This window comes from Arenimonas sp. (genome assembly GCF_044353605.1).
In the GTDB taxonomy this organism is placed as follows: domain Bacteria; phylum Pseudomonadota; class Gammaproteobacteria; order Xanthomonadales; family Xanthomonadaceae; genus Arenimonas.
Genome location: NZ_JBILBO010000005.1, coordinates 73,214 through 99,249, shown reverse-complemented (window position 1 = coordinate 99,249; position 26,036 = coordinate 73,214). Strand labels below are relative to the sequence as shown.

General features: G+C 60.0%; 28 protein-coding genes. 18 read left to right on the top strand and 10 right to left on the bottom strand.

What is annotated here, in order from left to right; all coding sequences use genetic code 11:
* Positions 1 to 7: 7 nt before the first annotated feature.
* On the bottom strand, positions 8 to 1,390 hold the full coding sequence (locus ACIQ1A_RS04770; protein WP_395769927.1) for an SLC13 family permease: 1,383 nt from the start codon (positions 1,388 to 1,390) through the stop codon (positions 8 to 10).
* A gap of 56 nt (positions 1,391 to 1,446) precedes the next feature.
* Here ACIQ1A_RS04770 and nhaA point away from each other — a divergent pair, with 56 nt between their 5' ends.
* The 5 genes from nhaA to ACIQ1A_RS04745 all read left to right on the top strand — a co-directional run bounded on the left by nhaA (position 1,447) and on the right by ACIQ1A_RS04745 (position 9,963).
* Positions 1,447 to 2,682, top strand: a complete 1,236-nt coding sequence (gene nhaA, locus ACIQ1A_RS04765; protein WP_395769926.1) for a Na+/H+ antiporter NhaA — start codon at positions 1,447 to 1,449, stop codon at positions 2,680 to 2,682.
* 219 nt (positions 2,683 to 2,901) lie between these two features.
* Positions 2,902 to 4,938, top strand: coding sequence for a DUF1302 domain-containing protein (locus tag ACIQ1A_RS04760; protein WP_395769925.1), 2,037 nt, complete (start codon positions 2,902 to 2,904; stop codon positions 4,936 to 4,938).
* A 21-nt stretch (positions 4,939 to 4,959) separates the two neighbouring features.
* A complete protein-coding gene (locus tag ACIQ1A_RS04755; RefSeq protein ID WP_395769924.1) occupies positions 4,960 to 6,327 on the top strand; it encodes a DUF1329 domain-containing protein in 1,368 nt (455 codons plus the stop codon).
* Positions 6,328 to 6,389: 62 nt separating this feature from the next.
* Entirely contained in the window at positions 6,390 to 7,469 is a 1,080-nt protein-coding gene (locus ACIQ1A_RS04750) for a YCF48-related protein (RefSeq protein ID WP_395769923.1), read from the top strand.
* A gap of 10 nt (positions 7,470 to 7,479) precedes the next feature.
* A complete protein-coding gene (locus tag ACIQ1A_RS04745; protein ID WP_395769922.1) occupies positions 7,480 to 9,963 on the top strand; it encodes an RND family transporter in 2,484 nt (827 codons plus the stop codon).
* A gap of 36 nt (positions 9,964 to 9,999) precedes the next feature.
* Here ACIQ1A_RS04745 and ACIQ1A_RS04740 read toward each other — a convergent pair whose 3' ends face one another.
* Genes ACIQ1A_RS04740 through ACIQ1A_RS04730 form a run of 3 tightly spaced genes read right to left on the bottom strand, consistent with a single transcriptional unit; the run spans position 10,000 to position 12,263 of the window.
* Complete coding sequence (locus tag ACIQ1A_RS04740) at positions 10,000 to 10,911, bottom strand: DMT family transporter (RefSeq protein ID WP_395769921.1); 912 nt, start codon at positions 10,909 to 10,911, stop codon at positions 10,000 to 10,002.
* Positions 10,901 to 11,365, bottom strand: a complete 465-nt coding sequence (locus ACIQ1A_RS04735) for a DUF962 domain-containing protein (RefSeq protein WP_395769920.1) — start codon at positions 11,363 to 11,365, stop codon at positions 10,901 to 10,903. Before ACIQ1A_RS04735 ends, ACIQ1A_RS04740 begins: the two co-directional genes overlap by 11 nt.
* Positions 11,366 to 11,369: 4 nt before the next feature.
* Positions 11,370 to 12,263, bottom strand: coding sequence for a phosphoribosylaminoimidazolesuccinocarboxamide synthase (locus tag ACIQ1A_RS04730; protein ID WP_395769919.1), 894 nt, complete (start codon positions 12,261 to 12,263; stop codon positions 11,370 to 11,372).
* Between the two features lie 73 nt (positions 12,264 to 12,336).
* On the opposite strand from ACIQ1A_RS04730, the gene ACIQ1A_RS04725 reads away from it, so the two are divergent.
* Genes ACIQ1A_RS04725 through trpC form a run of 10 tightly spaced genes read left to right on the top strand, consistent with a single transcriptional unit; the run spans position 12,337 to position 19,881 of the window.
* The gene (locus ACIQ1A_RS04725; protein WP_395769918.1) at positions 12,337 to 12,636 is read left to right on the top strand and encodes a c-type cytochrome; all 300 of its coding nucleotides are present in this window, start codon (positions 12,337 to 12,339) and stop codon (positions 12,634 to 12,636) included.
* Complete coding sequence (locus ACIQ1A_RS04720) at positions 12,633 to 12,998, top strand: DnaJ family molecular chaperone (protein WP_395769917.1); 366 nt, start codon at positions 12,633 to 12,635, stop codon at positions 12,996 to 12,998. The genes ACIQ1A_RS04725 and ACIQ1A_RS04720 overlap by 4 nt, the downstream gene beginning before the upstream one ends.
* Before the next feature lie 8 nt (positions 12,999 to 13,006).
* A complete protein-coding gene (gene rpe / locus ACIQ1A_RS04715; protein WP_395769916.1) occupies positions 13,007 to 13,675 on the top strand; it encodes a ribulose-phosphate 3-epimerase in 669 nt (222 codons plus the stop codon).
* A complete protein-coding gene (gene trpE / locus ACIQ1A_RS04710; RefSeq protein WP_395769915.1) occupies positions 13,672 to 15,147 on the top strand; it encodes an anthranilate synthase component I in 1,476 nt (491 codons plus the stop codon). Before rpe ends, trpE begins: the two co-directional genes overlap by 4 nt.
* Positions 15,148 to 15,163: 16 nt before the next feature.
* Positions 15,164 to 15,880, top strand: a complete 717-nt coding sequence (locus ACIQ1A_RS04705; protein ID WP_395769914.1) for an SIMPL domain-containing protein — start codon at positions 15,164 to 15,166, stop codon at positions 15,878 to 15,880.
* 3 nt (positions 15,881 to 15,883) lie between these two features.
* A complete protein-coding gene (locus ACIQ1A_RS04700; RefSeq protein ID WP_395769913.1) occupies positions 15,884 to 16,414 on the top strand; it encodes an adenine phosphoribosyltransferase in 531 nt (176 codons plus the stop codon).
* A gap of 13 nt (positions 16,415 to 16,427) precedes the next feature.
* Complete coding sequence (locus ACIQ1A_RS04695; RefSeq protein WP_395769912.1) at positions 16,428 to 17,414, top strand: glycosyltransferase; 987 nt, start codon at positions 16,428 to 16,430, stop codon at positions 17,412 to 17,414.
* A 54-nt stretch (positions 17,415 to 17,468) separates the two neighbouring features.
* Positions 17,469 to 18,068 (top strand): anthranilate synthase component II, encoded by a 600-nt coding sequence (locus tag ACIQ1A_RS04690; RefSeq protein WP_395769911.1) that lies wholly within the window; start codon positions 17,469 to 17,471, stop codon positions 18,066 to 18,068.
* Positions 18,065 to 19,093, top strand: coding sequence for an anthranilate phosphoribosyltransferase (gene trpD, locus ACIQ1A_RS04685; RefSeq protein WP_395769910.1), 1,029 nt, complete (start codon positions 18,065 to 18,067; stop codon positions 19,091 to 19,093). Before ACIQ1A_RS04690 ends, trpD begins: the two co-directional genes overlap by 4 nt.
* Complete coding sequence (trpC, locus tag ACIQ1A_RS04680) at positions 19,093 to 19,881, top strand: indole-3-glycerol phosphate synthase TrpC (RefSeq protein ID WP_395769909.1); 789 nt, start codon at positions 19,093 to 19,095, stop codon at positions 19,879 to 19,881. Before trpD ends, trpC begins: the two co-directional genes overlap by 1 nt.
* On the opposite strand, the gene crp is transcribed toward trpC, so the two are convergent.
* Positions 19,878 to 20,570 (bottom strand): cAMP-activated global transcriptional regulator CRP, encoded by a 693-nt coding sequence (crp, locus tag ACIQ1A_RS04675; RefSeq protein ID WP_395769908.1) that lies wholly within the window; start codon positions 20,568 to 20,570, stop codon positions 19,878 to 19,880. The genes trpC and crp overlap by 4 nt on opposite strands.
* A 154-nt stretch (positions 20,571 to 20,724) precedes the next feature.
* On the opposite strand from crp, the gene speD reads away from it, so the two are divergent.
* Positions 20,725 to 21,519, top strand: a complete 795-nt coding sequence (gene speD / locus ACIQ1A_RS04670; RefSeq protein ID WP_395769907.1) for an adenosylmethionine decarboxylase — start codon at positions 20,725 to 20,727, stop codon at positions 21,517 to 21,519.
* A 50-nt stretch (positions 21,520 to 21,569) separates the two neighbouring features.
* On the opposite strand, the gene coq7 is transcribed toward speD, so the two are convergent.
* Together coq7 and ACIQ1A_RS04660 are read right to left on the bottom strand one after the other, a co-directional pair.
* Positions 21,570 to 22,232 carry a 2-polyprenyl-3-methyl-6-methoxy-1,4-benzoquinone monooxygenase gene (gene coq7 / locus ACIQ1A_RS04665; RefSeq protein WP_395769906.1) on the bottom strand — a complete coding sequence of 221 codons (663 nt, stop codon included), beginning with the start codon at positions 22,230 to 22,232 and terminating at the stop codon, positions 21,570 to 21,572.
* Positions 22,229 to 23,320 carry a (Fe-S)-binding protein gene (locus ACIQ1A_RS04660; RefSeq protein WP_395769905.1) on the bottom strand — a complete coding sequence of 364 codons (1,092 nt, stop codon included), beginning with the start codon at positions 23,318 to 23,320 and terminating at the stop codon, positions 22,229 to 22,231. The genes coq7 and ACIQ1A_RS04660 overlap by 4 nt, the downstream gene beginning before the upstream one ends.
* Positions 23,321 to 23,427: 107 nt before the next feature.
* On the opposite strand from ACIQ1A_RS04660, the gene rplM reads away from it, so the two are divergent.
* Complete coding sequence (gene rplM / locus ACIQ1A_RS04655; protein WP_395769981.1) at positions 23,428 to 23,853, top strand: 50S ribosomal protein L13; 426 nt, start codon at positions 23,428 to 23,430, stop codon at positions 23,851 to 23,853.
* A 21-nt stretch (positions 23,854 to 23,874) separates the two neighbouring features.
* The gene (rpsI, locus tag ACIQ1A_RS04650; protein ID WP_395769904.1) at positions 23,875 to 24,267 is read left to right on the top strand and encodes a 30S ribosomal protein S9; all 393 of its coding nucleotides are present in this window, start codon (positions 23,875 to 23,877) and stop codon (positions 24,265 to 24,267) included.
* 81 nt (positions 24,268 to 24,348) lie between these two features.
* On the opposite strand, the gene rpiA is transcribed toward rpsI, so the two are convergent.
* Genes rpiA through ACIQ1A_RS04635 form a run of 3 tightly spaced genes read right to left on the bottom strand, consistent with a single transcriptional unit; the run spans position 24,349 to position 26,035 of the window.
* Entirely contained in the window at positions 24,349 to 24,993 is a 645-nt protein-coding gene (rpiA, locus tag ACIQ1A_RS04645) for a ribose-5-phosphate isomerase RpiA (RefSeq protein ID WP_395769903.1), read from the bottom strand.
* Positions 24,990 to 25,454, bottom strand: a complete 465-nt coding sequence (locus ACIQ1A_RS04640; protein ID WP_395769902.1) for an EVE domain-containing protein — start codon at positions 25,452 to 25,454, stop codon at positions 24,990 to 24,992. Before ACIQ1A_RS04640 ends, rpiA begins: the two co-directional genes overlap by 4 nt.
* Entirely contained in the window at positions 25,454 to 26,035 is a 582-nt protein-coding gene (locus tag ACIQ1A_RS04635; RefSeq protein ID WP_395769901.1) for a 5-formyltetrahydrofolate cyclo-ligase, read from the bottom strand. The genes ACIQ1A_RS04640 and ACIQ1A_RS04635 overlap by 1 nt, the downstream gene beginning before the upstream one ends.
* Position 26,036 lies beyond the last annotated feature (1 nt).

Sequence of the window (26,036 nt, the reverse complement as noted above, 5' to 3'; positions counted from 1 at the left end):
CCTTTTCTCATATCAGTACCGCCCAACATACCGCACAAACCACCAGCACGCTGACGATATCCAGCCAGAAACCTTCGCGCAGCATGTCTTTGCTGCGGATGAAGCCCGAACCATAGGCCACGGCGTTGGGCGCCGTTGCTACCGGTAGCATGAAACCGATGCTGGCGGCCATGGCGGCGGGCAGCATCAGCAAGGCCGGTTCGATGTTCAGGCCTTTGGCAGCGGCGGCCAGAATCGGCATCAGCAATACTGCAGTGGCGGTGTTGCTGGCGATTTCCGAAAGCAAGACCACGCTGGCGATGATGATCACCATCATTGCGAACAGCGGTAAATGGTGTGCCGAAACCAGCGAGTTGCTGATGGCATCGCTGATGCCGCTTTCCTGAAAGGCGGTTGCCAGGGCAATGCCGCCGGCGAACAGCAGGAGCACGCCCCAGGGTATGCGGCTTGCAGCCTGCCAGGTCAACAGCGGCTGCTTTTCTGGGTTGCCGGACGGAACCAGAGCCATCACCGCAACGGCCAGCAAAGCGACGCTGGCGTCATTGGCGCCCGGCAGGTTGAGCCACTCACTCCAGCCGCCAAAAGGCGCGGCGCGTGTAATCCATGCCAGAGCAGTTAGACCGAATACCCACAGTACGCGTTTTTCCGCACGCGTCCACGCGCCTAATGTCGGAAGCGTTGCGGCCGGGCTGTTACGCAAATGCCGCGAGAGACCGAAGGCCAGAATCGGCAGCAGCAGAAGCATGACCGGAATGCCGACCTGCATCCAATCCAGGAAACTGTAGGCGGTTCCGGTGGCCTGTTGGTATTGCTGCATGAACACCAGATTCGGCGGGCTGCCGATGGGCGTTCCAAGGCCGCCGATACTGGCGGCATAGGCAATGCATAAAACCAAGGGCATGGCCAGTCGGGGGTCTTTGTAGTGTTCGATGATGGCATAGGCCACTGGCAGCATGATCAGGGTAGTGGCGGTATTGGATATCCACATGCTGATGAAGGCGGTTGCAAAGGTAAATCCGATGATGAGGCTGCGCCCGGATCCGCCGCCCACCGCATTTACCATGGCATAGGCCAGTCGCCGGTGCGCGCCACTGGCTTCCAATGCGCGCGACAGCATGAATCCGCCCATGAGCAGCAGAATGAGTTCATTGCCAACGCTTTGCGCCACTTGCTTGGCATCCAAAATTCCGGCCATGGGCAATACAGCTAAGGCCAGTAGGGCGGTAAATGCCGGATCAACCGCCTCACTCATCCACCACACCGCGCACAGCACGGTCAATGCCAGTGTGGCGGCGAAGGCGAACGGCATTTCGGACGCGGTAGCCAGACCATAGGCAAACAGAGCCGCCAAAGGACCAAACCAGCGGAAAAAACGGGTAATCGGGGTCATCGCGGCGTCCGTGATTTTTAGCGATTATAATCGGCTTGTCCCATAAGGAAGTCCCCATGCACGATTCGTCCCGCAGTCCCCGACAGGAAAACCCGGAATCTCTGGCCATGCACCGACGTGCGCTGGCAGGCCTGAATGCCTTCATGAAAATGGAGGCCGCCGGTGGCATCGTGCTGGTATTGGCTACCGTCGTGGCGATGGTCGTGGCCAATTCGGCGCTGGCGGGTGACTATCAGGCCTGGCTGAATACCCATTTAAGCATCGGCTTCGGCCATCTGGCGCTGGATAAGTCGGTCTCGCACTGGATCAATGACGGCCTGATGGTGGTATTTTTCCTGGTGGTCGGCATGGAGCTCAAGCGCGAGCTGGTCGAAGGCCAATTCGCCGACCGGGCCAATATCACCCTGCCGGTCATCGGCGCGCTGGGCGGCATGGCCGTGCCGATGCTGATCTATGCCGGCCTGAATGCCGGTGATCCGGCGGCGCTGCATGGCGTGGCCATTCCGGCCGCGACCGATATCGCGTTCGCACTCGGCATCCTGTCCTTGTTGGGCTCGCGGGTGCCGATGGTGCTGAAAATGCTGCTGTTGGCCATCGCCGTGGCCGATGATCTGGGCGCCATCATTATCATTGCGCTGTTCTATACCGACCATCTGTCGGTGGTCGGGCTGGTGACGGCGCTGGCCTTGACCGGCGTTCTGGCCACGATGAACCGCTTCAAGGTCGGCAACTTAGGTCTTTATCTGTTTATCGGCTTCCTGCTCTGGCTGGCCGTGCTCAATTCCGGGGTGCATGCCACCATTGCCGGGGTCATCCTCGGGCTCATGATTCCTCTGGGCAAGGGCAGCAAGGATGGTTCCTCGGAAGCCCTGATGCATGCTCTGCACCCCTGGGTGGCCTTTGCCATCCTGCCCATTTTTGCCTTTGCCAATGCCGGCGTGCCTCTGGCCGGCCTGGGTGTGAACGACCTGTTGGCCCCGGTCCCCCTGGGGATTGCCGCGGGTCTGTTCTTTGGCAAGCAAATCGGGGTTTTCGGCTTCATTTGGGTCTGTGTCCGGCTGAAGTTCGCCAAACTGGACCCCGACATCGGCTGGCCGGCCTTGTTCGGCATGGCCACGCTGTGCGGCATCGGTTTCACCATGAGCCTGTTTGTCGGCTCCTTGTCCTTCGGTCCGGAGCATGTGGATTATCAGCTCAGCCATCGTTTGGGCATCCTGGGCGGCTCCTTGCTGTCGGCCCTGGTCGGCTATGCCATCCTGCGCCGGGTTCTGCGGGGGCATCCGCCGGCCTGAATCCGGCTCGGCCGGACCTCCATACGAGGGGGTATTGCGCTTTTCTAACGAATATTTAATACTGCATTAGACAAAACACTCTAATTGCCCGAAATAGCCTGCCGAGTGCTTGCCGTCGTGATGGTTTTTGCAGCGCCCGTTTCGTTTCCAAAAGCTCATGAAACGCGGTGGTTGCGGAAGATACGGACTCCACATTCAACAATAACTGGAAATACACCCATGAAGAAAATGCAACGTTTCGTGCAACGCTCGCCGCTCGCCGCGGCCGTCGCCCTCGGCCTGTTCGCGGCGCCGATGGCACAGGCTTTTGAATTCGAAAATGGCGAGCTAAAGGGCAGTCTGGACACCACCGTTTCTTACGGTATTTCCATCCGCACCGAAGATCCGGCCGAAGGCCTGATTGGTAAAGCCACCATCAATCCGCTGATTGCGCTTCAGGGTCAGACCCTGCCGGGCCCGTTGGCCGGTCTGGGTGCTTTTCCGGGATCCGCCGCGCAAATCGCCGCTCCGGGTCGCTTCTCCGGCAACCGTGACGACGGCAACATCAAGTACGAAAAAGGCGACGCCTTCTCGAATGCCTTCAAGATCACTTCCGAACTGGAGTTGACCTACCGCGATTGGGGCTTCTTCACCCGCGCCAGCTACTTCTACGATTTCGAAAACAGCGACCGGGACGATTTCACCAAAGCTGCCAAGGAAAAGGTCGCCAGCGACTTCCGTCTCTACGACGCCTTCATCTGGAAGAACTACGCCATCGGCGCCAATGACGAAGTGTCCGGTACCATCCGCTTCGGTAAGCAGGTCGTGAGCTGGGGCGAAAGCACCTTCATCCAGAACGGCATCAACGTGGTCAATCCGGTCGATGTCTCGCGTCTGCGCGTGGCCGGTGCCGAGCTGAAGGAAGCCTTCCTGCCGACCAACATGCTGTTCGCCTCGACCAAGTTCAGCGAATCGGTGTCGATGGAAGCCTATTACCAGTTTGATTGGAAACCGACCGAAGTCGACCCGTCCGGTACTTATTTCAGCACCAACGACTTCGCCTCGCCGGGCGGTACTTACATCATGCTCGGTTTCGGCACCGTGACCCAGCCGGTGAACAACCCGGAAAACTTCGCCAGCACCTGTATCCTCGGCCAGCCGGCCGCAGGCCAGACCAATGTCGCCAACTCTGACCGCTTCGCTGAACTGTCCGCCATTTACGGCGCACCGACTGCTGGTGCCCTGTTGGCTGCTGCCTGCGGTGCCGCCGGTGCCCGTCTGGAAGACAACGAGGCCCGTGACTCCGGTCAGTTCGGTTTGGCCCTGCGCTGGTATGCCGAAGGTCTGAATCAGACCGAATTCGGTTTCTACGCGATGAACTACCACAGCCGTCTGCCCTTGCTGTCGGGCCGTGCCGCCAATGTGATTCTGCCGGCACCGGCCGCCAACTCGGCCGCGCTGATCGTCGAGTATCCGGAAGACATCCATCTGTTCGGCGTCAGCTTCAACACCACCCTTCCGGGTGGCGTAGCCTGGCAGGGCGAGGTCAGCTACCGTCCGAACATGCCCTTGCAGGTGGATGACGTAGAAGTGCTGTTTGCCGGTCTGAGCCCGATCAATCAGGCTCTGACTGCCGGTGGTGCGCCGCCGGCCGCCTTCTTCTGCAGCCAGTTGCTGCCGGGCTGCACATCGGTCGCCCCGGGTGCCTATGTCAAAGGCTGGCGCGAACATGAAGTGACGCAATTGCAGATGACCTTCACCAAGGCCTTCAGCTCGGTGCTCGGCGCCGAACAGATTGCCCTGGTCGGTGAGCTTGGCGGTACGCAAGCCAACCTGCCTGACCAATCGGTCTTGCGTTATGAAGGTGAAGGTACCGATACCGGCGGCGGTTGCAATGTCGGCGACGTGGTCGCCGGACTGCCGGGCAGCGTTCTGCAGCCCGGTTGCCTGCGCAATCCGTTGACCCAAGTCGGCGGTTTCCCGACCAACTTCTCGTGGGGCTATCGCCTGGCTGCGCGCGCGGACTACAACAGCGTGTTTGGTTCGCCCGTTACCCTGTCGCCGCGTGTCGCGTTCAACCACGACGTCAAGGGAATCACCCCAGGTCCGGGCGGCAACTTCATGGAAGGCCGCAAATCCATCACGGTCGGTGTGGAAGCCAACTACCTGCAACGGTGGGTGTTCGATCTGAGCTATACCGGCTTCAACGGTGCCGGCCAGCTGAACCAGATCTACGACCGCGACTTCTACTCGTTCTCCGTGAAATATTCGTTCTAACACTCCTGGGAGGGATTCTGAATGACTGCAACACATAAAAACAAATTGGCGCTGGCCGTAATGATCGGCGCCGGTCTCGCCCTGGCTTCGGCGGCAACCGCCAAAGTCGGTGCCGATAAAGCATCTCAGCTGGATGGTACGCTGACCCCGTTGGGCGGCGAGAAAGCCGGTAACGGCGGCGCTATTCCGGCCTACACCGGCGGCATCACCAAACCGCCGTCAGGCTATAAGGCCGGCATGTTCCATCCGGATCCGTTCGCCGCTGACAAGGTCGAGTTCAGCATCACCCCGGCCAATTACAAGCAGTATGCCGGCAAGCTGTCGCCGGGCCAGGAAGCGATGTTCGGGAAGTACAAGACCTTCAAAATGAATGTCTATCCGACCCGTCGCTCTGCTTCGGCGCCGCAGCGCATTTACGACTTCACCAAGCGCAATGCCACCCAGTGCGAGCTCGTCGCCGGCGGTGAAGGTGTCAAGAACTGCGCCGAGGGCATTCCGTTTCCGATTCCGCAGAACGGCTACGAAGTCATCTGGAACCACAAGCTGAAATACAAAGGTGTCTCGTTCTCTCGCTTCGCCAACCAGGCCGCGCCTTCGGCTTCGGGTGCATTCACCCTGACCCGCCTGCGTGAAGACGGTCTGGGCCTCTACTACAAGCCGGGCAACACCACCGAAAACATCAACAGCATCCTGCTGTACTTCAAACAGGAAGTGCTGGGTCCGGCGCGTCTGGCCGGCCAGGTATTGCTGGTGCACGAAAGTCTGAACTCGGTGGCTTCACCGCGCAAAGCCTGGGTCTACAATCCCGGTCAACGCCGCGTCCGCCTCGCTCCGAACGTGGCCTACGACAACCCGGGTACCGCCACTGACGGCCTGCGCACCAATGACATGACCGATATGTTCAACGGCGCGATGGACCGCTTCAACTGGAAACTGGTCGGCAAGCAGGAAATGTACGTGCCGTACAACTCCTACAAGGCGCACAGCGGCAGCACCAAGGTCAAGGATCTGATCCGTCCGAACCATCTGAACCCGGATTTCCTGCGTTATGAACTCCACCGCGTCTGGGTGGTCGATGCCACGCTGAAAGCCGGTCAACGCCACATCAATTCGCGCCGTACGTTCTATGTGGATGAAGACAGCTGGCAGATCCTGCTGGTCGACCACTACGATGGTCAAGGCAAGCTGTGGCGCTTCTCGCAGGCCGATAGCATCAACTACTTCGAAGTGCCGGTATTCTGGGCCACGGTCGAGACCCATCACGACCTGAAGTCCGGTCGTTACATCGCCGGTCTGCTCGACAACGAAGACAAGCCGTTCAACTTCGGCTTCCAGAGTGCTCCGAGCGATTACACGCCGCAGAACCTCCGCAACGAAGGCGTGCGTTGATCCAACCAAGCCGCGCCTTCGGGCGCGGCTTTCTTTGTGCCAAATCCATCCGGGGGATCTCCATGGCTAATCGGCCGAAAACATCCTGGCGCCTTGTGGGCGCCACCGCATTATTGACGGTGCCGTTCATCGCGCTGTCGCTGGACATCGCCGAAGACGATCCGTCGGTCAGCGAATCCGAAATTCTTCCCAAAGCCGCCAGCAGCCTGCTGCTCGACATCGCGCGCACGGACAGCGGCTTCGTTGCCGTCGGCGAGCGCGGCCATGTGCTGATTTCCACGGACGGCAAAACCTGGGAGCAGGTCGCCACGCCGACCCGCTCAACGCTCTCCACCGTATCCGCGCAGGGCGCGTCGGTTTGGGCTGCCGGTCATGATGGCATCATCCTTTTTTCTGCCGACTCCGGCCGGACCTGGCAGCGCCAGCGCGCACAGCCGTGGTCAGCCGACAGCCAGGAGCTGACCAACGGCTCACCGGTTCTCGACACCCTGTTCACCAGTCCGACCGAGGGCTATGCCGTCGGTGCTTACAGCCTGTTGCTGAAAACCGAGGATGCAGGCACCACCTGGACTGCATTATCGGTCGGTGGCAGTTCGCCCGCCGCTGTGGTCGATATGACTGCCAGCGATACGGGTACCTTCGATGACAGCGCACTGGAACTCGGCGCCGAGTCCGACCCGCATCTGAATGCCATCACCCGCACCGAATCCGGCGTGCTGTTGGTGATGGGTGAGCGTGGTGCCGGCTTCCGTTCCGCCGATGGCGGTGCCAGCTGGAGCAAACTGCGCCTGCCTTATGCCGGCTCCATGTTCGGCCTGATTACCCTCGGTGGCGAACGTGTGCTGGCCTTCGGTCTGCGTGGCAATGTCTACCAGTCCGATAATGCCGGCGGCAGCTGGCGCAAAATCGAAAGCGGTACCGAAATCAGTCTGATCGGCGGGACGGTCGGTGCCGATGGCACGGTCGTTCTGGTCGGCAGCAACGGCACCCTGCTGGCGCGCCGTGTCGGCGAGGAGAACTTCAGTGCCAAAAACATCCAGCTCGGCTCCGGCCAGACGCCGGCGCTGTCTGCGGCCGTCGCCACCGATGGCGGTTATCTGCTGACGTCCGATCTGGGCGCCGTCAACACCAACGTTCAGTGAGGCTGCAGTCATGAGTAAATTCGATCAACTCGCCGAACGCATCATTTTCGGTAACCGTGCGCTGGTACTGGCTGCATTCGTGCTGATTACCGTGGTCATGGCTTTCTTCGCCAGCCAGCTGAAGGTGGATGCCGGCTTCAACAAGCAGGTGCCGCTACAGCATGAATATATGCGAACCTTCACCGATTATCAGGCCGATTTCGGTGGTGCCAACCGCGTTCTGATTGCGGTCATGGCCAAGGACGGCAACATGTTCTCGAAAGAGTACATGGCCACCTTGGAAAACGTCACCAACGATGTCATCAATCTCGACGCCACCGATGATGCCAAGGCGCGTTCGTTGTTCACGCCGAACGTGCGCTTCATCGAAGTGGTCGAAGACGGGCTGTCCGGTGGCAACGTCATTCCGCAGGACTTCACCCCGAACCTGGAAGGCTTCGAAGCCACTCCGGAACAATTCGATACGATCAAGGGCAACATCGTCAAGGCCGGCATCACCGGCCGTCTGGTCGCCAAGGATTATTCCGGTGCGATGGTCTGGGCCGATCTGATTCCGGAAAGCGATGTCAACAAACTCGATTACCAGAAAGTCGCCAAGCAGCTGGAAGCAATCCGAACCAAGTACGAAAACGACAACACCAGTGTGCACATCATTGGTTTTGCCAAAATGGTCGGCGACATCTCCGACGGCGCGATGAGTGTCATCAAATTCTTCCTGATCACCATCGCGTTCACCTGGATTCTGCTGTTCCTGTATTCCAGTTCCGCCAAGCTGGCCTCGCTGACTGTTCTGGCTGCGCTGGTGTCGGTGGTCTGGATGCTGGGTGCGCTCAAGTTGATGGGTTTCGGCATTGACCCGATGAACATGCTGACGCCGTTCTTGATTTTCGCCATTGCGGTCAGCCACGGCGAGCAGATGATCAACCGTTTCCGCGGCGAGATTTTCTTCGGGGGTCTTGAAGAAGGTACCGTCGAAGAGCTGCGTGCGCGCGCGGCGCATGCCGTTGATCCGCTGACCGCGGCGCACCGCAGCTTCAAGGCACTGTTGGTTCCCGGCACCGTGGCATTGTTGGCGGGTTGTATCGGCTTCGGCGCGATCATGGTGATTCCGATTCAGATGATCCGCGAGCTGGCCATCACCGCCACCGTCGGCGTGGCGCTGACCATCCTGACCGATCTGGTGCTGCTGCCGATTTTGCTCAGCTACACCAAATTGCGCAATCTCGACAAGAAACGTGAGTTCCGCCTGCGCCAGCTGACTCAATTCGACAAGATCTGGGCGGCACTGTCCAAGCTGTCGCGCCCGAAAGCCGCAGCGACCGTGTTGACCCTCGGCGCGGTGGTCTGGGCTGCCGCATGGTGGCATGGCAACAAGGTCATGATCGGCGACGCCCAACAGGGCGTGGCCGAACTGCGCCCAGAAGCCCGTTACAACCAGGATGCGCGCCTGATCAGTTCGCGCTTCGCGCTTGGTGTGGATACCATGAACATTATCGTGGAAGCCGGTCCGTCGGCCTGTACCACCAGCTACAAGGCGATGGAAACCATCGACCGTTTCGCTTGGCATATGGCCAATGTCGAAGGCGTCGAACAGGTCATCACCCTGCCGATGGCCGCCAAGCAGGTCAATGCCGGCTGGAATGACGGTTCGCCGCGCTGGAAAGTGCTGCCGCGTGATCCGGATACGCTGCGCCAGTCGACGCAGAGCTTCGAAACCGATTCCGGTCTGCTCAATGCCGACTGCTCGGCGATTCCGGTGACCGTGTTCACCAAAGACCACAAGTCGACCACCATCGATCGCTTGGTCTCCGAAACCAAGAAGTTCCGCACCGAGAACAAGGCCTACGAAGAAGGCTTCGCCAAGAAGCGTGATGCCGCCATGGCCAAGGCCCAGGAAAACGGCGAGGAATACACCACCGATCAGGTCAATTTCCGCCTGGCCACCGGTCCGCTGGGAGTGCAGGCCGCGACCAACGACACCGTGCGCGAAAAAGAACATCTTATTCTCTGGCTGCTATACGGTGCGGTATTCGTGATGTGCTGGATCAGCTTCAAGAACTGGCGTTCTGCCCTGTGCGTGACGCTGCCGCTGATGCTGGTGACCGAACTCGGCCACAGCCTGATGGTCGAGCTTGGTATCGGCATGAAAGTGAATACATTGACCGTGGTCGCGCTCGGCGTCGGCATCGGCGTCGATTACGGCATCTATATTTTCGCGCGCATGCGCGAGGCCCTGAATCAGGGCAAGACCCTGTCGGAAAGCTACTTCATCGCTCTGAAGACCACCGGCATCGCCATTTTCTACACCGCGCTGACGCTGGCGGTGGGTGTGGCCATGTGGATCTTCTCCGATCTGAAGTTCCAGGCCGACATGGGCGTGATGCTGACTTTCATGTTCGTGGTCAATATGATCGCCGCCATCGTATTCCTGCCGGCGCTGTGCCGCTGGCTGCTGCGTCCCAAAGAACAGGACAACTGGGTCGCGCATCTGTAACCGAAAGGGCCCGCAAGGGCCCTTTCCTTTATGCGGTTAAACCAGATCCGCTGCCACCGGCGGTTCCGGTTTGGCTTTCTGCAGGTTGCGCATCGCCACGCCGAGCACGCCAGACAACACCATCGCGCCGCCGATCCAGACGCGGATACCGACCTGATCACCCAGCAAGACGACGCCGAGGATGGCGGCCAGCAGCGGCGCGGTGAGCAGATAGGGTGTAATCATCGCCACCGGGTGGCGTTTGATCAACACGAAGAACAGACCGTGCCCGACCAGCGAAGCAATCAACGCCGCGTACAGTACACCGATCCAGGCCTGCGTGCCGGCATTTTGGATGTGTGCCAGCGGATTGCCTTCCACCAACACGCTCATCAGCCAGATCGGAATCAGGCCAATGGCGGCGGTCCAGCCCTGCTGCTGGATCAGGTCCATCTGCAGGCCACGCATGGCGATGGTGCCAAGTGCGATGAACAGGGCTGAAATCAGCATCAGCCCCAGCGGCAGCGGATCGGCCAGGATGGCCGGATCGAAGCCGAGCACCAGCACGCCCAGAAAGCTGACCGCAATGGCGGTGCCGGTGCGCCAATGAAATTTCTCGCCAAGCAGCCACCAGGCGAGCAGGGCCACCATCGGCACATAGCTTTGCATCACGATCGCCGGTGAGGCGATGTTGTGCGAGAGCTTGAGCGACCAGAAACTGAGCGCGAAGTGCAGAACCCCGTTGAACAGGGCTACCGCCAGCAGCCGTGGCCAGACCGTGCGCGGCGGCAGTTTCAGGAAGGCGCCGAGCAACAGGGTCAGCAGCAGCAGGCGAAGCGCGGTGAACAGAAACGGCGGAAAATCCTCTAAGGCCAGTTTCGAGGTGATGAAGTTGCCGGCCCAGGCCAGACAGATCAGCGCGACCAGACCGAGTTCACGGCCGCTCAGGCGGCCGCTTTCAGATGGCAATGCCGGTCTTCTTGTAAAGCTTGCTCAGGGTCCACAGCGGACCGACCAGCAGGTAGACCAGGTCGGTGAAGAAGCTCGGGCGCTTGCCTTCCCATTTGTGCCCGATGAACTGGCCGATCCAGGCCACGATGAATACGCCGCTGGCGATTTTGAGCAGGCCATCGATGCCGAAGCGGGCGGCCAGCGCATAATTGATGAAACCAAAGGCGACGAATCCGAGCAGACTGCCCAGCGCCAACGACTTGGATAGTTTCCAGTAATACATCCAGGTGAAGAACAGCGCAAACGCGAACCAGAAGCCCGGCTTGAGCAGGCTCTCCGGCACCGGAATGCACCAGAGCATGGCGGTCACCGACCAGACGATCAAGGGCACGCATACCAGATGCATGCGCTGGTTGGCGGGGTTCTGGTGATCGTTCGAATAATTCGTCAGCAGTTCGTCGATACGGCGCATGGGTTTACTCCACGGTGATGTCGGCAAGGCGAAGCAGGGCTTCGGCGTATTTGCCGCGGGTGGCGGCGATGATGTCGGTCGGTACATGCGGACCGGGCGCGGTTTTGTTCCAGTCCAGGGTCTCCAGATAATCGCGCACGTACTGCTTGTCGTAACTCGGCGGACTGATGCCGGTCTGATAGGTGTCGGCCGGCCAGAAGCGCGAGGAATCCGGTGTCAGCATTTCGTCCATCACATGCAGCACGCCGTTTTCATCCAGGCCGAATTCCAGCTTGGTGTCGGCGATGATGATGCCGCGTTCGCGCGCATACTGGGCGGCGAAGGCGTAAATTTCGAGGGTTTTGGCGCGGACCTGTTCGGCCAGCTCGGCGCCGACTTTATCCACCACCACATCGAAGCCGACGTTCTCGTCGTGATCGCCGACAGCCGCTTTGGTGCTGGGCGTGAAAATCGGCTCCGGCAGTTGTTCGGCCTGACGCAACCCAGCCGGAAGCCGGATGCCGCAGATGGCGCCGTTGGCCTGGTAGTCCTTCCAGCCCGAACCGATGATATAGCCGCGGGCGATGGCTTCAACCGGCAGGGCTTTCAACTTCTTGGCGACCACCGAGCGTTTGGTGTAAAGCGCGGCTTCCACGCCCGCCGGCAGCACTGAGGCCACCGGTTCATGGGTCAAGTGGTTGGGGCACAGGTGCGCGGTCTTGCCGAACCAGAAGTTGGAAATCTGGCAGAGCATTTCGCCTTTGCCGGGAATCGGGTCGGGCAGAACCACATCAAAGGCCGACAGCCGGTCGGAGGCGACCATCAGCAGGCGGTTGCCGGGCAAGCCATAGACATCGCGGACTTTGCCGCGGTGCAACAGGGGCAGGTCGAGATCGGAAGTGTGCAGGGTGGTGGCCACGGGGGAACCTTGATAAGCGCGGACTTTCGTTATTGTACCGCTAAGCGGGCGGGCTGACTGCTAGAATAAGCGCATGTCCCGTGTCCTCTTTCTCCTGTTGCTGGCAGCGTGCCCATGGGTGTATGCCCAAAGCAAGGCGCCGCCGAAATCCGGCCAGTGCACCGCCTGTCATGGTGTCGACGGCCAGAGCCGGATTCCCGCCAATCCAATTCTGCGTTGCCAGCATGAAGCCTATCTGGTGACGGCCTTGCAGGCCTACCGTAACGGCAACCGCAAACACCCGGTGATGAACAACATTGCCAATACACTGCAGCCGAAAGATATCAACACACTCGCCGCCTGGTACGCCAACCAACCCGGATGCCGCAAATGAATTCACTCTCGCAATGGAAAGGTAAGATCATCGGTGGCTTGATCGGCCTGTTGCTGCGCCGACCGGTGTTCATCATCATCGGTATCGTCATCGGCCACCTGTATGACAAAGGCGCATTTTCCGGCAAACGCAAGCCTGAAGCGCCGTCAACCGGTGACGCCGCGGATCCTTACGCGGTGCTGGATGTCGATGAAGGCGCCGATATGGACGCCATCGATGCCGCTTACCGGCGCCGGATGTCCGAGTACCATCCCGATAAAGTCGCCAATGCTGCCCCTGAAATCAAGGAGCTGGCAGAACGCCGCGCGCGCGACATCAATGCGGCCTACGAAGAAATCCGCAAACGTCGGCAACAACCCTGAGGCCCGTCATGAAACCGATCATCGCTCCGTCCATCCTGTCCGCTAATTTCGCCAAGCTTGGTGAAGAAGTCGACGCCGTTCTCGCCGCCGGTGCCGACTGGGTGCACTTCGACGTGATGGATAACCATTACGTTCCGAATCTCACCATCGGACCGCTCGTGTGCGAAGCTCTGCGAAAACATGGCGTGACCGCTCCGATCGATGTGCACCTGATGGTCAAGCCGGTCGATCGGCTCGTACCCGATTTCGCCAAGGCCGGCGCCAGTCTGATCAGCTTCCATCCCGAAGCCTCTGAGCACGTCGACCGCACCATCGGTCTGATTCACGACAGCGGCTGCCAGGCCGGTCTGGTGCTGAATCCGGCGACGCCATTGAACGTGCTCGACCATGTGCTCGACAAGCTCGATCTGGTGCTGATCATGTCGGTCAATCCCGGTTTCGGCGGGCAGAGTTTCATCCCGCAGGCGCTGGACAAAATCCGTCTGGTGCGCGAACGCATCCGTGAAACCGGCCGTCTGATCCGTCTGGAAGTGGACGGTGGCATCAAGATTGATAACATCGGCGCGGTGGCCGAGGCCGGCGCCGATGCCTTCGTGGCCGGATCAGCTATTTTCGGGGCCGGCGATTACGCCGAGACCATCCGGCGCATGCGCGACGAAATCGCCAAAGCTTTATGACCAATCAGGCTGAATTCGACCAAGCCGTATCCGCCGGCTACAACCGCATTCCTGTCGTGCGCGAGGTGCTGTCCGATCTCGACACCCCGCTGTCGGTTTACCTCAAGCTGGCCGATGGTCCGAACACCTATCTGTTCGAGTCGGTCGAGGGTGGTGAAACCTGGGGTCGCTATTCCATCATCGGTCTTCCGGCGCGTCGCAGTTTCGTGTTCCGCGGCTACCAGTTCGAAGAGCAGGACTGCGGCGTAACCGTCGCTTCCGAAACCTTGGCCGATCCGCTGGCAAAGGTGGATGAATTGCGTGAACGGTACCATGTTCCGAAACTGCCGCAGCTGCCGGATTTTTCCGGCGGTCTAGTCGGTTACTTCGGTTTCGAAACCATTGCTTGGATTGAACCGAAACTGGCGGCCTCGCACAAGCCCGACGCGCTGCCGGTACCGGATGCGCTCTTGCTGCTCAGCGAGGAAGTGGCGGTGTTCGACAACCTGAAAGGCCGACTTTACCTGATTGTGCATGCCGATCCGTCCGAGCCGCAGGCTTTCGCCAAAGCCCAGCGCCGGCTGGATGAGCTGGTGTACCGTCTTCGCCATTCCGGGCGCAGCTATCCGGATGTGCTGCACCCTTCATTGCTGGATGAGTCCGATTTCGTGTCCGGATTTTCCGAGCCGGAATTCACTGCGGCGGTAGCCAAGGCCAAGGATTACATCCGCGCCGGGGATGCCTTCCAGGTGGTGCTGAGCCAGCGCATGAGTATTCCGTTTAAAGCGCGGCCGGTCGATGTTTACCGTGCGCTGCGTGCGCTGAATCCGTCGCCGTACATGTACTTCCTGGATTTCGGCGGCTATCAGGTGGTCGGCTCCTCGCCGGAGATTCTGGTGCGTGCCAAGAACGGCCGGGTTACCGTGCGCCCGATTGCCGGCACCCGCCCGCGCGGCGCCGATGCCGAGCACGATGCCGCGCTGGAAACCGAACTGCTGGGCGATGCCAAAGAATGCGCCGAGCACCTGATGCTGATCGATCTGGGTCGCAACGACGTTGGTCGCGTTGCCGAACCGAATTCGGTGACTGTGCCGCAGCGTTTCGTGATCGAGCGCTATTCGCATGTGATGCATATCGTTTCGGAAGTGCAGGGCCGTTTGAAGGACGGACTCGGCTTTGCCGACATATTCCGTGCCACCTTTCCGGCCGGCACCGTAAGCGGCGCGCCGAAAATCCGTGCGCTGGAAATCATCCAGGAGCTGGAACCGCACAAGCGCCATATCTATTCCGGTGCAGTGGGTTACATCAATTGGTGGGGCGATACCGACACCGCCATCGCCATCCGCACCGCCGTGATCATGGACGGCATGCTGCATGTACAGGCCGGTGCCGGCATCGTGTACGATTCGCAGCCGGCCATGGAGTGGCAGGAAACCATGAACAAGGGCCGCGCCCTATTCCGCGCCGTGCAGCAGGCGGCGCAGGGGCTGTAATCAACCAGGAGTATCTATGAAAATCCGATTGGTCTATGCGTTAATTGCTCTGATGTTTGCCGGCACCGTCGCCGCACAATCGCTTCCGGCATCGCCCTACGTGGTGGTGCGCGGCCATGCCGAGCGCAGCCTGGCGCCCGACCGCTTCGAGGTCGGCATCACCGTGCACAAGTCCAGTCTGTCCACCTCGGAAGCCAGTGCGGTGGTCGAGCAGAAAACCGGTGAAATCGTCGGCAATCTGAAGGCCGCCGGTCTGAAGCCGGCACAGATCACCGCCACCAATATCAGCATCAATCCCGAATACCGCTACGACAACACCACCCAGCGCAATGTGTTCACCGGCAATCAGGTGACCCGCAACATCTCAGCGAAATTCAACGACAAGAAAAGCCTGCAGAAATTTCTGGCGCAGGTGCCGGCCGGTGAAGAGATCCGCGTCAGTGGCATTTCGCCATCGCTGAGCACGCAGAAAGCGGTGGAAGCGGAGCTGCTCGATGCTGCCGTGGCCGATGTAAAGAACCAAGCGGAAATCCTGCTCGGAAAATTCGGCCAGAAAATCATCGGCATCCATTCCATCTCACAGGAAGCGCCGAGCGTCGGTTTTGAGGCCAAAGCCATGTACCGCAGAATGGATGCTGAAGCCGCACCGCCGGCACTGGGCGACACGTTGGAAGAAGGCCAGATCATGGTCAGCAAAGACGTGTACGTGGTGTATCTAATCGCGGCCAAGTAAGCCATGTCGCTCGAATCCCGCATCAAGTCCGCCATCCGCGATGTGCCGGATTTCCCCAAGGAAGGCATCCTGTTCAAGGATGTGACCACCCTGCTGCTGCATCCGGAGCTTTCCAACCAGGTGTTGGATGCCCTGGCCGAATGCTACCGCGATGTGCCTTTGGATGCGGTGGCCGGTATCGAGAGCCGCGGGTTTCTGTTCGGCAATGCCTTGGCTTTGCGTCTGGGCAAGCCGTTCGTGATGATCCGCAAGGCCGGCAAGCTGCCTGCCGACAAAATCAGCCACAGTTACGAACTCGAATACGGGCGTGCCACCATCGAAATGCACTGTGATGCTGTCAGCCCGGGCCAGCGCGTGCTGATTCATGACGATCTGTTGGCCACCGGCGGGTCGGCCGAAGCGGCCGCTCAATTGATTCGCGATGCCGGCGGTGATGTTGCCGGGTTTAGTTTTCTGGTCGAATTGGGCTTTCTGGGCGGACGAAGCCGTTTGCAGGCCATTCACTCGGAAATCCGAAGCTTAGCGGTGTACTAAAGGAATCATCGGTATGCGCGTCCTTGCAATCTTCAAGCATTACCCCACGCTCTCCCAGACCTACAAGGAGAACGAACTGCGGGCATTATTGGCGGGGCATGAGGTGCGTATTGCCAGCATTGGTGGCTCGAAGGCCATGTACCGACACCATTTGCCGTATGACATGATCGAGCAGCCTTCCGATCTGGACCGGATTGTGGCCGAATTCCAGCCCGAGGTCATTCACGGCCATTATCTGCACCAGATCGATATTCTGCATGAGGCCGCCGAGAAGGCGAATGTCCGTTTTACGCTCAGAACGCATTCATTTGATGTACTGGGACTGGATGACGATGGCCTCCGTCGCTGGTTGCCATTCGTGACATCATCGCATTGCGCCGGCATTCTGGCGTTCCCTTTCCTTGCCGAACGTCTTCTCAAGGCGGGGTATCCCGAAGATAAGGTGATTGAGGACTGGCCGGTGGTGCCGATTGACCGCTTCTACGATACATCGCCGAACCAAGAAGGCATCCTTAACATGGGAGCCTGCATCCCGAAGAAGAACATGCCTGCCTATCTTGCACTTGCGAAATCGATGCCGGAGCGGCGGTTTTCCCTCTGCCCCATTGGATTCAACACCGAGCGCCTTCAGGATCTGAACCGCCGCATGGGTTCGCCAGTCAATTTCCACGCGACCGTTGAGCCGGAGGCCATGCCGGCGGTTTACAAGCAACATGATTGGCTGGTCTATACCGCCGATCGTCAATTAGCCAGTGTCGGCTGGCCGATGGCGATAGCCGAGGCGCAGGCGGCCGGTCTTGGGGTTCTGATGCAGAACATCCGGCCCGATCTTCGCCAGTTCATCGGCCCGGCTGGCTTTCTGTTCGATGACATTCACGATGCGAAACGTATTCTCTCTCAGCCCTACCCGCAGGAAATGCGTGAGGCCGGCTTTGAACATTGCCGGAAATCGGATATCCAGCGAAACATCGGCAAGCTCACATCCTTATGGATGGATTGACATGAAAAACACCCCGGCATGCGATAATAACTGTCTGTAAACGGGGTTCCCACCATGCTTTTGATGATCGACAACTACGACAGCTTCACCTACAACCTGGTGCATTATTTCGCCGAGTTGGGTCAGGCCGTGGACGTCGTCCGCAACGATGCGCTCACGGTCGCGCAGGCCGCGGCGCTGGAGCCGGATTACATCGTACTCTCGCCGGGCCCCTGTACCCCGAACGAGGCCGGCATCTGTGTTCCGGTACTGGAACAGTTGTCCGGGCGTTTCCCGGTATTTGGCGTCTGTCTCGGCCATCAGAGCATCGGGCAGGCCTTCGGCGGCAATGTCGTGCGTGCCAAAACCATCATGCACGGCAAAACCTCGATGATCCACCACAAGGGGCTCGGCGTATTCGCCGGACTGCCGTCACCCTTCGAGGCGACGCGCTATCACTCACTGGTGGTGGAACACGCGACGCTGCCGGACTGTCTGGAAGTCACCGCCTGGACCGAGAACCCGGATGGCAGCCTTGACGAGATCATGGGGCTGCGCCACCGGACCCTGCCGGTCGAGGGTGTGCAGTTCCATCCCGAATCCATCCTGACCCAACACGGACACGCCATGCTGCGCAATTTCCTGCAGCAGCATGCCCCGGAGACGCGCGCATGAATCCGCAAGAAGCCCTGCAACGCATCATCGATCATCGCGAGATCTTCCATGACGAAATGGTCGCGCTGATGCGGCTGATCATGCGTGGCGAAGTGTCCGATGTGATGATTGCCGCCATCCTGACCGGCATGCGTGTGAAGAAGGAAACCATCGGCGAGATCACCGGTGCCGCCCAGGTCATGCGCGAGTTCGCGGTCAAGGTGCCGACGCCGCCGGGCGTCGGGCTGGTCGACATCGTCGGCACCGGCGGTGATGGTGCGCACACCTTCAATATTTCCACAGCCGCGATGTTCGTCGCGGCTGCGGCCGGTGCCCAGATTGCCAAACACGGCAACCGCAGCGTGTCTTCCAAATCCGGCAGCGCCGATGTGCTGGAAGCCCTCGGTGCCGATATCGAATTGACGCCCGAACAGGTCGGCCAATGCCTGAACCGCACCGGCATCGGATTCATGTTTGCACCCAATCACCATCCGGCCATGAAACATGTGGCTGCGGTTCGCCGCGAGATGGGCGTGCGAACCATCTTCAACATCCTCGGTCCGCTGACCAATCCGGCCAATGCGCCGAACGTGCTGATGGGCGTTTTCCACCCCGATCTGGTCGGTATCCAGATTCGCGTGTTGCAGCGTCTCGGCGCCGAACGCGCACTGGTGGTGTACGGCCGCGACGGGCTCGATGAAATATCCCTGGGCGCGGCGACGCTGGTCGGTGAGCTGCGTGGCGGACAGATCCGCGAGTATGAAATCCATCCAGAGGACTTTGGCTTGGCCATGGCCTCCACGCGCAATCTGCGGGTTGAAAATGCGGTTGAATCCAAAGCCATGCTGGAAGCCGCCTTCACGGCCGAGGCCGGCGTCGCGCATGACATCGTAGCGCTCAATGCCGGTGCTGCTTTGTATGTTTCCGGACAGGCCAAGAACATTCCCGATGGCATCGAGAAGGCCCGGGCGGCGATGCACTCCGGTGCGGCTTCCGCCAAAATGCGCCAGTTCATCGACGCCACCCGGGTCCTCGGCGGGCGCTGATGGCCGATATCCTGCAACGCATTCTGGCCCGCAAACACGAGGAAGTCGCACTGCGGCGCAGATATGCCACGCAGGCGCAGCTGATTGCGCGCTGCAATGACATGCCGGAGCCACGCGGGTTCAACGCCGCATTGCAGGCCAAGCGCGATGCCGGCCTGCCGGCGGTCATCGCCGAAGTCAAGAAGGCCAGCCCGAGCAAGGGTGTCATCCGCGCACAATTCGATCCGGAGTCGATTGCCCGCAGCTATGCCGGCGCCGGCGCCGCCTGTCTGTCGGTGTTGACCGATGTCGACTTTTTCCAGGGCAGCGACATCTATCTGCAGCAGGCGCGGGATGCCTGTGCGTTGCCGGTGCTGCGCAAGGATTTCATCGTCGATGAATACCAGATTTACGAAGCGCGCGTACTGGGCGCCGACTGCGTCCTGCTGATTGCGGCGGCGTTGACCGATGCGCAGCTGCAGAGCTATACCCAGCTGGCCCGTATGCTGCAGATGGATGTGCTATTGGAAGTGCACGACGCCGATGAAATGGCGCGTGCGTTAAAGGCCGATTCTCCGTTGATCGGCATCAATAACCGCAATCTGCGCAGTTTCGAAGTCAGTTTGCAGACGACACTGACATTGAAGGGTGCCGTGCCGGATGGCCGTCTGGTGGTTACTGAAAGTGGCATCAAAAACCGGGACGATGTGGCACTGATGCGCGCCAACGGGATTGATGTGTTCCTGGTGGGCGAGGCGATGATGCGCGCCCAGGATCCGGGCGCCGAATTGCGGGCCTTATTTAGTTAGCGGCTGCCGAACAGGACGATGGTTTTTCCGCGTGCGGTCAGCAGGTTTTTCTGCTGCAGCTGCTTGAGAACGCGGCCGGCCATTTCGCGCGAGCAACCGGTGATGCGCGCCAGTTCCTGGCGTGAAACCTTGAGCTGCATGCCATCGGGGTGCCGAATCGCATCTGGTTCGCGGCTGAGGTCGTGCAGGGTGCGCAGGATGCGGTTGGCGACATCCAAGTGTGCGAGCCGGCTGGCCTTACGGCTGGTTTCCAGCAGGCGCTTGGAAATCTGGGCGCCGATGGCAAACATGATTTTAGGGCCTTCCTGGGCAAGCTGGTGGGTGAACAGCTGGCGCAGGGACTCGTAGCCGATTTCAGCAAGTTCGCACGGACCCTTGGTGCGCAAAACGACTTCCCGGCGTTCGACTTTGAAGAACAGTCCCATTTCACCGATGAATTCGCCGGGGTTGACGTAGCCCAGCACCAGTTCGCGGCCTTCCGGCTCTTCGGTGTTGATGGTCAGGGATCCGCTGATGACGAAGAAGAGTGAGCTGGCTGGATCGCCCGGACGGAAAACATCTGTTTTCGCCGGATAGCGGCGCTTGTGCGTATGGCTGAGAAAGGCTTTCAGCGCGACATCATCCATCTCCAGTTCGGTTTTCACCAGCTCGAAAGGGGGGGCGGAGGCGGTCGTATTGAGCTCGGTCATGGATTGCCAGATCAGCGGATTGCTAGCATCAGAATACTCCCAGAGTGCCGTTCAGCTCAAGTGCCGTGGGGCTTTTGGGGAGAAAATGCTTGCATTTGGGGGTAGATATCCGATAATTGCGCCTCACCGCCACTCATATCCAAGGAATACTGCGTTGGTCAAGCCACTGCCCCGGTTGCGCCTGCAAGGATTCAACAATCTGACGAAATCCTTGAGTTTCAATATCTATGACATCTGCTACGCCGCGTCGGAAGACCAGCGTCAGCGTTATATCGAGTATATCGATGAGGTCTACAACGCCGAGCGTCTGACCCAGATCCTGACCGAAGTGGCCAATATCATCGGCGCCAACATCCTGAATGTGGCGCGTCAGGATTACGATCCGCAGGGCGCCTCGGTGACCATTCTCATTTCCGAGGAACCGGTCATCGACAAGAAGGCCGCCGGCAAGGAGCTGATTTCGGATGCCGTGGTCGCGCATCTGGACAAGTCACACATCACCGTGCACACCTATCCGGAAACGCATCCGCACAACGGCATCGCCACTTTTCGTGCCGACATCGATGTAGCCACCTGCGGCGTGATTTCACCGCTGAAGGCCCTGAATTACCTGATTGAGAGTTTCGATTCCGACATCGTGGTCACCGATTACCGCGTGCGTGGCTTCACCCGCGACATCAAAGGCAAGAAGCATTACATCGATCACAAGATCAACTCCATCCAGGATTTCCTCGCCAAGGACATCAAGGCGCATTACGAGATGATGGACGTCAATGTGTATCAGGAAAACCTGTTCCACACCAAGATGCATGTCAAGGAATTCGATCTCGATACTTATCTTTTCGAAGGCAAGGCCAAGAGCCTGAGCTTCAAGGAGCGCCAGCGCATCGAGTTGCAGGTCCGTCGCGAAATCGAAGAACTCTACCACGGCCGCAATCTGGCCGACTGAGATCGTGCATGGTTTCATGTAAAACCCCCGCGACTGCGTGGGTTTTTCGTTCAGAACCTGTAGGCGATGGCCTTCATGAAGCGCGAAGACAGCGCCATCAATGCCGGGATAGGCGGTGGCAGTTTGCGGGCGCCATGGGTTTCGGCGTGTTCGGCATGGCGGATCTCATCATCCTTCATCACCGACAGGATGGCACGGCTGCGCCGGTCCTCCGGCGGAAGCGTGTCGAGGTGTTCGGCCAGATGCGCTTCCACCTGGCGCTCGGTTTCGGAAACGAAACCCAGATTCCAACCATCCCCTTTCAGGCCGGCACCGAGGCCGATGGCGTAGCTGCCGAGATACCAGATCGGATTGAACAGGCTGGGCCGGCTGTCGAGTTCTTTCAGGCGGGCATCGCACCAGGCCAGATGATCGGCTTCTTCGTCGGCGGCATGCAGCAGTTGCGCGCGCGTCTCCGAACTTTCAGCCACCCGCGCCTGACCCAGATAGAGGGCTTGGGCGCAGACTTCACCGGTGTGATTGATACGCATCAATCCGGCACTGTGCCGGATCTGTGCCGGTGACATTTCCAGATCGCGCTCGTCTGCTGCCGGATTGGCGCGTGCCGCCGGACCATCGGCCGAACGGGTGACCACGCCTGCGGTGGTATTGAGGGCGTGCTGAAATTCACCCAGAATGCGGTCGAGTGGTGACGTATGGCGTTGGAAAGTCATAGCAGATAGTTTGCCATGAATTCGATCGGGTGCTGAACCGGGAGCTTGCCAGCCAGATGCAGACGGCAGCCGATATTGGCTGAGAGCAACACATCGGCGGTCTCCGGAATGGCAGCCAGAACCGGCGCACGCAAGCTGGCGGCACGATCCGGATCTGCCAGTTGATGAAGGCCGGCGCCGCCGCAGCACCCGGTATCGGGCAAGACGGTAATGCGCAGATCCGGAATCCTGGACAGGAGTGCGTGAACGGCGTTGCCGGGTCCGTGGAAAGACGCCGTGCATGGAGTATGTAGGGCGACATGCCGGCCGTGCGCCGAGCGGAATTGCAGTTTTTCCGCACGCTCGGCCAGATAGGTCATGGCATCTACGACCGGAACCCCGGCGCTGTCCTGCAAAGCGCTGCGACATCCGCTGGCCAGCACCAACACCCGATCGAAACTGGAGAATGCGGACTGATTGGTGGCGGCCAAGCTTGCCGCCCGTGCAGTCTGCCCGGCATGGCGCGCGGCCTGACCGCAGCAGCCCGGAGTGGAAGGGATGGCCGCATCATCGCCCAAGGTCTGCAACAGTTGCAGCAATGCCGTGCGGGCATGATGTTCGTAGCTGTTGGCCACGCAACCGGTAAAAATCGCATTCCGGCTGCGAGCAGGCGCCGGATCGGCGCTTGCTGCCGGTGGTCGCGGCAGGGGCCGCCAACGCGTTGGCAGAATCGGATAAGCCGTCCGATAGAATCCAAGGCCCCCGTTCAGCAGCGATTTATGCGCCATCAGCCACAGCGCGGCCTTTTCACGCCATGTCAGGGCCGGTGGGTGCACTACGCGGGTTTCGACCAGAAGCTGCTCATAGGACACATCGGCTGGGCAGACGGATTCGCAACGCCGGCACCCGAGACAGGCGTCCAAGTGCTTGAAAACGCCGGCTTGACCGGGGTTTTCGGCTAAATCGGCCATCTGCATGATGCGTCCGCGCGGGGACTCGGCCTCCATGCCGGCCAGGGCGTATGTCGGGCAGTGCGGCAGGCACAGGCCGCATTTCACGCACTGCCGGGCCAGATCGGCACGGGACGGGGATTTCAGGACGGGAAGCATGGCTCAAATCCTAACACGGGACGCACAAGGGCTTGCGCGAGTCCGGAATTCGGGTTATCATTCCGCTTCTTATTCACTTGATTTTGTTGGAGCCCGTCATGAAAGCCATGACCGTCAGCGCCAAACCCGAAACCGTTCAGCAAGACTGGTACATCGTAGATGCCAGCGGCAAGACACTCGGTCGTTTGTCCTCGGAACTCGCCCGTCGCCTGCGCGGCAAGCACAAGCCCGTATTCACCCCGCACGTGGATACCGGTGATTACATCGTCGTGATCAACGCCGAGAAGATCGCCGTCACCGGCAAGAAGCTTCAGGACAAGATGTACTACCGTTTCACCGGTTACATCGGCAACATGAAGTCGGAAAACCTGTCGCAGGCTTTGGCCGCCCACCCGGAACGCGTGATTGAAACCGCGGTCAAGGGCATGCTGCCGAAGAACCCGCTCGGCCGCGCCATGTTCAAGAAGCTGAAAGTCTACAAAGGCTCCGAGCATCCCCACACCGCCCAGCAGCCGCAAGCGCTGGACATCTGAAAGACCTACAGGTAAATCATCATGGCTGTTCAGCAAAACTACGGCACCGGTCGCCGCAAATCCTCCACCGCCCGCGTGTTCCTGCGCAAGGGCTCGGGCAACATCGTCATCAACGGTCGCGCCATTGACGAATTCTTCGGTCGCGAAACCTCGCGCATGATCGTCCGTCAACCGCTGGAACTGACCCAGACCACCGAACAGTTCGACGTCAACGTGACGGTCGAAGGCGGCGGCATCACCGGCCAGGCCGGCGCCATCCGTCTGGGCATCGCCCGCGCCCTGGTGGAATACAACGACACCCTGAAATCCGATCTGCGCAAAGCCGGCCTGATGACCCGCGATGCCCGTGAAGTGGAACGTAAGAAAGTCGGTCTGCGCAAAGCACGTCGCGCTACCCAGTTCTCGAAACGTTAATCGGTTTCACGCATCAAACGAAAAACCCGCCGGAAGGCGGGTTTTTTATTGAATGCCGGACGAATTCATTGGTGCGTCAATTCATGCGCGGATTTCGCCGCCGGTAATGACCAGATCGGCACCGCGCGCCGCGAACAGGCCGTTGCAGACCACGCCGACAATGGCGTTCAGATCGCTTTCCAGTTTCACCGGGTCGGTGATTGACCAACCATGCACATCGAGGATCCAGTTGCCGTTGTCGGTGACCACATCTTCGCGCCAGATCGGTTGGCCGCCCAGTTTGACGATTTCACGGGCGACATGCGAGCGCGCCATCGGAATCACTTCCACCGGTACCGGAAAGCGGCCGAGCACCGGTACCAGCTTCGAGGGATCCACGATGCAGATGAACTGCGTGCTGGCCGCCGCGATGATTTTCTCGCGGGTCAGTGCCGCGCCGCCGCCTTTGATCAGGCGGTTATGCGGATCGCACTCGTCGGCCCCGTCGACATACAGGCCGAGTGGACCGGAGGCGTTCAGATCAAGTACGGCAATGCCGAGATCCTTCAGCTGTTTCGTGCTCTGTTCCGAGCTCGAGACCGCGCCTTCGATGCGGTGTTTGATGCGGCCGAGGCCCTGGATGAAGTAAGCGACCGTGGATCCGGTGCCGACGCCGACGATGCTGCCGTCCTGCACGTAGTCGAGCGCGCGTTCGGCCGAAGCCTGTTTGCCTTGTTCGGGGGTCATTTGGTTTTTTCCAGTTTGAGGACGGTCTGCCATTGGGCTTTGCTGACCGGGACGATGGACAGGCGGTTGCCGCGATTGAGCAGGGCGAAATCGCCGAGCGCCAACGTATGTGTTTTCAGTTCTTCCAGGCTCAGCTCGCGCTTGAGCCGGCGTTCGAAGGCCACATCGACCAGAAACCAGCGCGGATTCTCGCGCGTGGCTTTCGGATCGAAGTAGTCTGAGTCCGGATCGAACTGGGTCGGATCGGGATAGGCGGCGCTGGCCACTTTCGCCAGCCCGACGATGCCGGGGATTTTGGCATTGGAGTGGTAGAAGAACACGCCGTCACCGATACGCATGTCCTTCCACATGAAATTACGCGCCTGGTAATTGCGTACGCCGCTCCAGGGTTCCTGCCCGACCTTGGCCAGATCATCGATGGAAAAGGCATCGGGTTCGGATTTCATCAACCAGTAACGCATCAGTCAGAGTCCTCAGGGGAACAGTCGATCCAGCCACGATCAGTCGCCACGGCATCCAAGCGGACATCCCAATCCTGCGCGTCCAGGGCGTCGAGCTCCTGGCTGGCATAGGCGGCGCCGATCAACAGGGGCGGTGCGGGAGTGTGCTTGCGGAAGGCAAAGCTGCGGTCATAGTAACCACCGCCCATGCCCAAACGCAGGCCGTCCGCAGTGAATCCCAGTAACGGCAGAATGACGGCGTGCAGGTCTTCCGGTTTCAGGCAGGCATCCGCCGATAGCATCGGCTCGGGGATGCCGTAACGGTTGCTGCCCAATGCATCGCCGCCACGCCAGGGTGCAAAACCGAGTTTTTTTTCGGGCAGCAAGACCGGCAGGCACCAGATCCAATTCGCCGGCAGGCGCATTTGAAGGATATGCAGGGGCAGTTCGCCGCCAGCCGCCCAGTAGCCGGCCAGATAGCCGCCGGAGGCGGGCAGGTGTTCGAGAATGGTGATGGCGACCGCTTCGGCCGCAACCATGCGCGCGGCCGGTGCAATCCGCAGGCGTTCGGCTTTGAGGTGCTGTCGCAGTGCTTGGCGCATG

What these genes read in the sequence shown, in the direction of transcription:
- rpsI (WP_395769904.1), top strand. Translation starts at nt 23,875, where the DNA reads ATGGCTGTTCAGCAAAACTACGGCACCGGTCGCCGCAAATCCTCCACC.
- crp (WP_395769908.1), bottom strand. Translation starts at nt 20,570, where the DNA reads ATGACCGAGCTCAATACGACCGCCTCCGCCCCCCCTTTCGAGCTGGTG.
- ACIQ1A_RS04770 (WP_395769927.1), bottom strand. Translation starts at nt 1,390, where the DNA reads ATGACCCCGATTACCCGTTTTTTCCGCTGGTTTGGTCCTTTGGCGGCT.
- ACIQ1A_RS04735 (WP_395769920.1), bottom strand. Translation starts at nt 11,365, where the DNA reads ATGCGCCGTATCGACGAACTGCTGACGAATTATTCGAACGATCACCAG.
- ACIQ1A_RS04755 (WP_395769924.1), top strand. Translation starts at nt 4,960, where the DNA reads ATGACTGCAACACATAAAAACAAATTGGCGCTGGCCGTAATGATCGGC.
- ACIQ1A_RS04745 (WP_395769922.1), top strand. Translation starts at nt 7,480, where the DNA reads ATGAGTAAATTCGATCAACTCGCCGAACGCATCATTTTCGGTAACCGT.
- ACIQ1A_RS04725 (WP_395769918.1), top strand. Translation starts at nt 12,337, where the DNA reads ATGTCCCGTGTCCTCTTTCTCCTGTTGCTGGCAGCGTGCCCATGGGTG.
- trpE (WP_395769915.1), top strand. Translation starts at nt 13,672, where the DNA reads ATGACCAATCAGGCTGAATTCGACCAAGCCGTATCCGCCGGCTACAAC.
- rpiA (WP_395769903.1), bottom strand. Translation starts at nt 24,993, where the DNA reads ATGACCCCCGAACAAGGCAAACAGGCTTCGGCCGAACGCGCGCTCGAC.
- ACIQ1A_RS04760 (WP_395769925.1), top strand. Translation starts at nt 2,902, where the DNA reads ATGAAGAAAATGCAACGTTTCGTGCAACGCTCGCCGCTCGCCGCGGCC.
- ACIQ1A_RS04690 (WP_395769911.1), top strand. Translation starts at nt 17,469, where the DNA reads ATGCTTTTGATGATCGACAACTACGACAGCTTCACCTACAACCTGGTG.
- trpC (WP_395769909.1), top strand. Translation starts at nt 19,093, where the DNA reads ATGGCCGATATCCTGCAACGCATTCTGGCCCGCAAACACGAGGAAGTC.
- ACIQ1A_RS04720 (WP_395769917.1), top strand. Translation starts at nt 12,633, where the DNA reads ATGAATTCACTCTCGCAATGGAAAGGTAAGATCATCGGTGGCTTGATC.
- nhaA (WP_395769926.1), top strand. Translation starts at nt 1,447, where the DNA reads ATGCACGATTCGTCCCGCAGTCCCCGACAGGAAAACCCGGAATCTCTG.
- ACIQ1A_RS04750 (WP_395769923.1), top strand. Translation starts at nt 6,390, where the DNA reads ATGGCTAATCGGCCGAAAACATCCTGGCGCCTTGTGGGCGCCACCGCA.
- coq7 (WP_395769906.1), bottom strand. Translation starts at nt 22,232, where the DNA reads ATGACTTTCCAACGCCATACGTCACCACTCGACCGCATTCTGGGTGAA.
- rpe (WP_395769916.1), top strand. Translation starts at nt 13,007, where the DNA reads ATGAAACCGATCATCGCTCCGTCCATCCTGTCCGCTAATTTCGCCAAG.
- ACIQ1A_RS04640 (WP_395769902.1), bottom strand. Translation starts at nt 25,454, where the DNA reads ATGCGTTACTGGTTGATGAAATCCGAACCCGATGCCTTTTCCATCGAT.
- trpD (WP_395769910.1), top strand. Translation starts at nt 18,065, where the DNA reads ATGAATCCGCAAGAAGCCCTGCAACGCATCATCGATCATCGCGAGATC.
- rplM (WP_395769981.1), top strand. Translation starts at nt 23,428, where the DNA reads ATGACCGTCAGCGCCAAACCCGAAACCGTTCAGCAAGACTGGTACATC.
- ACIQ1A_RS04660 (WP_395769905.1), bottom strand. Translation starts at nt 23,320, where the DNA reads ATGCTTCCCGTCCTGAAATCCCCGTCCCGTGCCGATCTGGCCCGGCAG.
- ACIQ1A_RS04695 (WP_395769912.1), top strand. Translation starts at nt 16,428, where the DNA reads ATGCGCGTCCTTGCAATCTTCAAGCATTACCCCACGCTCTCCCAGACC.
- ACIQ1A_RS04635 (WP_395769901.1), bottom strand. Translation starts at nt 26,035, where the DNA reads ATGCGCCAAGCACTGCGACAGCACCTCAAAGCCGAACGCCTGCGGATT.
- ACIQ1A_RS04700 (WP_395769913.1), top strand. Translation starts at nt 15,884, where the DNA reads ATGTCGCTCGAATCCCGCATCAAGTCCGCCATCCGCGATGTGCCGGAT.
- ACIQ1A_RS04705 (WP_395769914.1), top strand. Translation starts at nt 15,164, where the DNA reads ATGAAAATCCGATTGGTCTATGCGTTAATTGCTCTGATGTTTGCCGGC.